The organism is Rhodovulum tesquicola (assembly GCF_024128855.1).
Lineage (GTDB): Bacteria > Pseudomonadota > Alphaproteobacteria > Rhodobacterales > Rhodobacteraceae > Rhodovulum > Rhodovulum tesquicola.
In genome coordinates this window covers 25780-32014 of the sequence record NZ_JAMYDV010000027.1, presented here as the reverse complement: position 1 = coordinate 32014, position 6235 = coordinate 25780, and the positions used below count along the sequence as shown (strand labels likewise).

General features: G+C 68.1%; 9 protein-coding genes. 2 read left to right on the top strand and 7 right to left on the bottom strand.

All coding sequences use genetic code 11. The annotated features are described in order from the left end of the window. Positions 1-72: 72 nt before the first annotated feature. Positions 73-492 carry a hypothetical protein gene (locus NHN26_RS15725; RefSeq protein WP_253090297.1) on the top strand — a complete coding sequence of 140 codons (420 nt, stop codon included), beginning with the start codon at positions 73-75 and terminating at the stop codon, positions 490-492. Further along, the gene (locus NHN26_RS15720; protein WP_253090296.1) at positions 489-899 is read left to right on the top strand and encodes a hypothetical protein; all 411 of its coding nucleotides are present in this window, start codon (positions 489-491) and stop codon (positions 897-899) included. The genes NHN26_RS15725 and NHN26_RS15720 overlap by 4 nt, the downstream gene beginning before the upstream one ends. Before the next feature lie 78 nt (positions 900-977). Here NHN26_RS15720 and NHN26_RS15715 read toward each other — a convergent pair whose 3' ends face one another. The 7 genes from NHN26_RS15715 to NHN26_RS15685 form a co-directional block, all read right to left on the bottom strand. Next, complete coding sequence (locus NHN26_RS15715) at positions 978-1589, bottom strand: ABC-type transport auxiliary lipoprotein family protein (protein WP_253090295.1); 612 nt, start codon at positions 1587-1589, stop codon at positions 978-980. After that, positions 1586-2488 (bottom strand): MlaD family protein, encoded by a 903-nt coding sequence (locus tag NHN26_RS15710; RefSeq protein WP_253090294.1) that lies wholly within the window; start codon positions 2486-2488, stop codon positions 1586-1588. Before NHN26_RS15710 ends, NHN26_RS15715 begins: the two co-directional genes overlap by 4 nt. Next, entirely contained in the window at positions 2488-3261 is a 774-nt protein-coding gene (locus NHN26_RS15705) for an ABC transporter ATP-binding protein (protein WP_253090293.1), read from the bottom strand. Before NHN26_RS15705 ends, NHN26_RS15710 begins: the two co-directional genes overlap by 1 nt. After that, positions 3261-4340 (bottom strand): MlaE family ABC transporter permease, encoded by a 1080-nt coding sequence (locus NHN26_RS15700; RefSeq protein ID WP_435594214.1) that lies wholly within the window; start codon positions 4338-4340, stop codon positions 3261-3263. Before NHN26_RS15700 ends, NHN26_RS15705 begins: the two co-directional genes overlap by 1 nt. Continuing rightward, a complete protein-coding gene (locus NHN26_RS15695; protein ID WP_253090292.1) occupies positions 4333-4611 on the bottom strand; it encodes a Thivi_2564 family membrane protein in 279 nt (92 codons plus the stop codon). The genes NHN26_RS15700 and NHN26_RS15695 overlap by 8 nt, the downstream gene beginning before the upstream one ends. A gap of 11 nt (positions 4612-4622) precedes the next feature. Next, positions 4623-4835, bottom strand: coding sequence for a DUF3185 family protein (locus NHN26_RS15690; protein WP_253090291.1), 213 nt, complete (start codon positions 4833-4835; stop codon positions 4623-4625). A 760-nt stretch (positions 4836-5595) separates the two neighbouring features. Beyond that, positions 5596-6204, bottom strand: a complete 609-nt coding sequence (locus tag NHN26_RS15685) for an IS110 family RNA-guided transposase (protein ID WP_165899296.1) — start codon at positions 6202-6204, stop codon at positions 5596-5598. Positions 6205-6235 lie beyond the last annotated feature (31 nt).

Here is a 6235-nt window from a genome sequence, read left to right as displayed (position 1 = left end):
GTCGCCTGGCGTCATGCCCGGACCGTCGTGCTGCAGGATGCGGCACAGCCTCGATCAGGGAGCAGGACCACAATGGCCAGCACAAATATCCTCAACCCGAACCCGCCCGAGTTCGAGCGCTTTCTCTACGCCTATGTCGGCGAGGACAGGCGCGGCAGCGCGGTGACCGTCCTGTCGGCGCTGGCGCGACTGAACCTCGACCCGTGGGCGGAGGCGGCAGAGCTTGCCGCGCTGGGCCGGGAGGGAGCGGCGACACGGTTCGGTCTGTTGCTGGCGCGCGTTCGCGACGTGCCCGCGCTCGGGCAGGACCACGGGCCGGTGGGGCGGGACCTGACCCGTCTGCTTCCCGAAGGCGCCGCCCGTCCCGGCAGCAAGGGTGCTGCGGCGAAAATCGGCGTTCCGGTCACCTCGGGCGCATTCTGGGCGATCCTCGCGGCACTCTTTGTCCTGGCACAGATGATGTTCGGCGGGTCGTCGGGGATGGGCGAATGATATCCGCATCGCGCCCCGAGCGCCGCCTGCCATCGGCCCGAAAGCCGGGGTCCCTGCCCGCTCAGGACGAAGCGGCCCTCTGGGACATGGAGGAACGGTTCTGGACCGGCGGCGTGGACAGCGCGCGCCGGATGAGCGCCAAGGGGGCCGTCTTCGTCTTTCCCTATCCGGCCGGCATCCTTCAGGGCGATGCGCTCTGGCGCGAACGGGACGTCGCGCAGAGGTGGCGCTCGGTCGTGATGAGCGAGCGCTATCTCACGGGCACGGGCGATGTCGCGGTCCTCGCCTATCGCGTGTCCGCCGAACGCAGCGGCGATCCGATCTGCGAGGCGCTCTGCACCTCGACCTACCTGAGGGATGACACCAGTTGGGTGCGCCTGACCCACCAGCAGACGCCGGCGCATTAGTCGGGCCGGCGCCGCCTGCAGGGTGCGGCCCCTTCAAGGGCGCGCGCGATCCTGCGGTGCGGGCCGCGCGAGCCGGCCTCAGGTCGTTGCCTGCACCCAGCCGACGGCCTCGGCGAGCACCGATTGCATGGCCGCGTCGAGGCTGGCGATCAGTGCTGCGCTGCCGTCCGACGCCGACGCCACGGTTGCCCCGAAGCGCCGCGTGCCGGTGATCGAACGGTCGGCTTCGCGGATCAGGGTCAACTGAAGCGCGATTCGGACCTGCGCCCGGTCCGGGCCGATCAATTCGGCCTGAAACGCCGTGATCTCGGTCATCAGGGTGTGGTCGGGCATGAGCCCGGCCCCGACCCGCGTGACGAGGCGGAGCCCGCCGCGGTTCAGGAGCGAATTCACCAGCAGGGTCTGCACCATGGCCGGGGTCGGTTCGGACCAGCGGGCATCGGGCAGATATTCCGCCTGTCGGGGTGAAATCTTGATGAGGATACGATCCGTGGACAACTCGCCCCCGGATGTCGGCAGTTCGACGACCAGATGGCCCGCGCCTGTGCGCGGCGCCGCCGCAGGGCCAAGCGGCGAGAGGGTGTAGGTGTCAAGCGGCTTGCTCGCCCGCGATACCGCGGACAGGGCGCCGCATCCGGACAGACCAGCCATTGCCGACATCGACAGAAGACTGCGGCGCGTAAGGCTCATCGGGACCTCCTGTATTCCGGGGTCTCGTTGCCCAGAAGAAAACGGCCGGGATCGCTGCCGATCTGGCGGGCAAGCGCGTCGAACCGCGCGATCACGCCGCTTGCATCCTGGATCAGCGTGCCGACCTGCGCCGAGAGTCGCGGCAGATCGCCCCGGGTCAGTCCGCGGATCCCGTCCATCGCCCCGGCCGTGCTGTCGACGGCAGAGCGGAGATCGGCGACAAGCGCCGGCACGTCGCGCGCAAGCAGGCCGTCGGCGGCCGTGACCCCCGATTCTGCCGCAGCGAGGACCGCGTCGACCCGCGAGAGCGTCGCCTCGGCACGCGTGGCGAGCGCGTCGATCCGCCCGCTGGCGTCTGCCAGGTTGGCGAGCAGTCCCGCCACGGCTTCGCGGTTCTGCGGCGTGGCAAAGCCCCGGACCTCGGCGATGAGGGCGGTCGCCTCCGCCAGCAGGTCGGGCCCGGTGATCATCAGATCCTGCACCACCGATCTTCCGGACGGGATCACCGGCACGTCCGCCGGAGGCACCCGCTTCAGGGGCTCGGCGTCGGCGCTGCCCCCTTCGAGCGCGATGAAGGCGACGCCCGTCACGCCCTGCGAGGCAAGCGTCGCGACGGTGTCGGCGCGGATGGGGGTGCTGGCGAAGACCTCGATGCGCACGCGCACCAGCGAGGGATCATCCCGGTCCAGCGCGATGCTCACGACCTTGCCGACATCCACGCCATTATAGCGGACGGCGCCGGTCTGGCTCAGACCTGCGACCGTGCCGAAGCGGATGTCGTATTGCGCGTAGGTCCGGTCGATCTGGACCTTGGCAAGCCACAGGACAAATCCCAGTCCGGCGAGAAGGCCAAGGATCGTGACCAGCCCCATCAGCACGAAGCGCGCGCGGGTTTCCATCAGCCGCCCGCCACGTCCAGGGCCACGTGGGCGCGCGGGCCGTTGAAATAGGACTGCACCCATGGGTCATCGACGGCCCGCATCTGGGCCATGGTCCCCGTCACCAGCACCCGGCGCCGGGCCAGCACGGCGACCCGGTCGCAGGTGGCCTGCAACGTGTCGAGGTCATGGGTCACCAGAAACACCGTCAATCCGAGGGCCTTGCGCAGCGAATTCAACAGCGTGTCGAAGGCCGAGGCGCTGATCGGGTCGAGGCCGGCCGTGGGTTCATCCAGAAACAGGATCTCGGGGTCGAGCGACAGGGCGCGCGCCAGCCCCGCGCGCTTGCGCATGCCCCCGGACAGCGCGGCGGGAAACAGATCGCCCGCCTCGGGCGGCAGGCCGACCATGGAAATGCGCAGATCGGCCAGCGAAGCCCGGGTTTTCGCGTCGACCCCCAGCCGTTCGCGCATCGGCGCCGCGACGTTCTCGCGCACGGTCAGCGCCGAGAACAGCGCGCCGTCCTGGAACATCACGCCGGTGCGCACGCTCGCTGCCGCCCGGTCGGCCGCGCTGGCGCCCAGCACATCCGTGCCCAGCATGGTGATCTGCCCCGCGCTCGGGGTCATCAGCCCCACGATGCTGCGCAGAAGCACCGATTTCCCGCTGCCCGAGGCGCCGACGACCCCGAGCACCTCGCCCCGCATCACGTCGAGCGACAGGTCCTCGTGGACCACGTTCGCGCCGAAGCGGTTGGTCAGGCCCCTGACCTCGATGACGGTCTCGGCCTGCATCACACCCCCCAGACCGCAAAGAACACCGAGAAAAGCGCGTCCACCACGATCACCAGAAAGATCGCGATCACCACCGCGCGCGAGGTCCGCATGCCCAGGGATTCCGCATCGCCCTCGACCAGCAACCCCTGCTGACAGCCCACCAGCGCGATGATCGCCGCGAAGACCGGCGCCTTGGACAGGCCGACCAGCGCCTGGGCCGCGTCGACATCCGCCAGCAATTGCGTGCGGAACTGGCTGGGCGAGATGCCAAGCTCGATCCAGGCCATCAGCCCGCCGCCGAACAGTCCGGACAGGTTGGCGACCATCCCCAGGATCGGCAGCATGATCACCAGCGCCAGAAGGCGCGGCAGCACCAGCAATTCGATTGGGTCCAGCCCGAGCACGCGCATCGCGTCGATCTCCTCGCGCATCTTCATCGAGCCGATGGCCGCGGTGAAGGCAGAGGCCGAGCGCCCCGCGACGATGATCGCTGTCAGCAGAATGCCCAGTTCGCGCAGGATCGAGACCGCGATCAGGTCGACCACGAAGACCTCGGCCCCGAACTGGCGCAGCTGCGCAGCACCCTGAAACGCCAGCACGACACCGATGAGAAAGCCCATCAGCGCCACGATCGGTACGGCGTTCAGCCCGACATCCTGCATGTGGTGCACGAGGGCGGTCAGCCGAAGGCGCCGGGGACGGGCCAGCGTGGCGGCCAGCCGGGCCATGACGACGCCCAGAAACCCGAGGCTCTGCGCCGTTGCGGCCAGAAATCCGCCCACGGCCATGCCGACACCCGCCAGCACATCGCCTGCACGCTGCCCCAGGCCGCGCGGCTCGACCTTGACAGCCGACGGCATGGCGTCCCCCACCGTCCGGATCAGCAGGCGCTGGGCTTCGTCGCCGCCCTCGACGCGCCGACCGGTCGCGCTCAGCAGCCACGCCCCCGCCGTATCCAGCCGCGTGACCGCAGAGACATCCACCGCAGCGTCGGCTGCGGCCTTGTCAAGCCGCGCACGAACCGCGCCGAGGGTGGCCAGTGTCACCGGACCCGAAAGGGCCAAAGTCGACTTGGCCAGCGTGGTCGTCTCAGCCACCGACGCTGATCGTGCCGATGTCTCCCAGAAGGCCGAAGCCGCGCAGCAGCCAGAGGACGACGAGGATCACGACCACCACGTTGAGGATCTGCTTTATCTTGCGATCCATCGGGAGATAGGTGTTGATCGCCCAAAGCCCGACGCCGACGACGACAAGAGTGACAACGAGATTTACGAGGTTCATTGGATCGGTTCCTGGAAAGTTGAGGTTGTCGGGCCGGTGGTGGCCCGGAGAGACATCTGCGGCGACGCCCCCTTCCGGGATCGTCACCGCCGAACGATTCAGACGCGGGCAAAGCCGCGGACAAGCAGTGCGCCGCCCGCCACGACACCGATCACCCCACCGATCAGATACCACATCGTATTGCCGGTGAAGCGGCCGGTCAGCGCCTCCGATACCTGTTCGACCGGCGTATTCGATGCCCTCCAGGCGAAGAACAGCAGAATTGTGCCGACTGCGAGCACGACGAGCCCGATGATGTTTGTCTGTGTCATGATCTTTTTCCTTGATGCCTGCGCCTGCCGGAGGCGCCAATGCCGAAACGGGACGACACGCGCCGGTCATCGCGCGGCAAGCGACCCCGATTTCCAATCTTCTCACAGTCGGCAGGCGATGCACTTACCTGGATCAGCGTTGCGGGCGCCCACCTCCTGGTAGCCGGGGGCCTGGTTGGATCCGCGTATCGGCTGGTCCGCCGCCAGAGGGGGTCTTGCCGATCCGCCCTCGGTCCCCGGGGGGCGGCTCTCGACCGCGTGCGCACGGGCTAGGCCCGACCGACGCCGGCCCCTGCTGTCCTGTCGTCTGCGAGATCGATCCGCTGCGCGCGTCGGGACTAACCTGCGTCAGTGCGGCAGCACGTTGTCATCGGCTAGACGGAACATGCCTGCCGAATATTTGGCGGGGCAGTTTTCCGAGTACCCGAGAAGCGTGTGGGCGCGCCGATCCCCAAAAGGTCGGCATGTCGGCACGCTTCTTATTCTCGGAACGTCCACGAAAGGACACACCCCATGACTCCCGAACAGACCAACACGGCCGACAAGATGAAATCCGTCAAGGCCGCCTGGGACAAGGCGCCCGCCGGCCCGAAGAAGGATGCGGCCCTGAAGCATTACCAGGCCGCCGAGAAGGCAGACATGGCGAAGAACGACGCCGAGACCAACAGGGAACTCGACGCGGCGACCCACGCGCTCGCGTGTCCTCCGCCGTCTGATCCGACCGCCCGGGCCGCCTGCCGATCGACGGAGGGCGGCCCTCTCATGTCAGCAGCGGTCCGGTCTGATCCAGATAGGCCGGATCGAACTCTGCAAGTTTCACCAGCCCGCCATGGTCGTGAAACGTCACACGGCCGTCCCGGAAGGTCACCAGCCCAGCTTCGCGAAGCTGCCGCAAGACGCGGTTCACGTGAACCGCACTCAGGCCGAACTCGGCCAGATGCCCCCGCAGCGCGTTGATGAGCTGTGTGCGCTGCCGCACCAGGCACTGATGCGTCCGGAACGCCACCGCCCGGCCTTGGGTCTCGGCACCTTTCACGGCCACGAACCGCATGGTCGGGCGCGAGGCCGCCTCCGCGATGGCTTCGGCATCAGCCTTGTCGTTCTTCTGCCGTTTGACGAAAGGCTTCACATACGCTGCCGACACCAGGCGCACCTCGTGGCCGTGGGACTGCGCCACGCGGCCCCAATGATGCGACGTGGCGCAGGCCTCCATCGCAACCACGCAGGCCGACTGTTCTGCCAATAGTGTCATCAGACGGGCCCGGGATAGCACGCGGTTGTATAGAACCGCCCAATCCGGTCCGATTGCGCAAACTTGGAAGCTGCCCTTCGCCAGGTCGATCGCCAGCATGCTGATCGTCGTCGTCATCGATGTGCCCTCCGTTCGGTTCCTGCGGAAC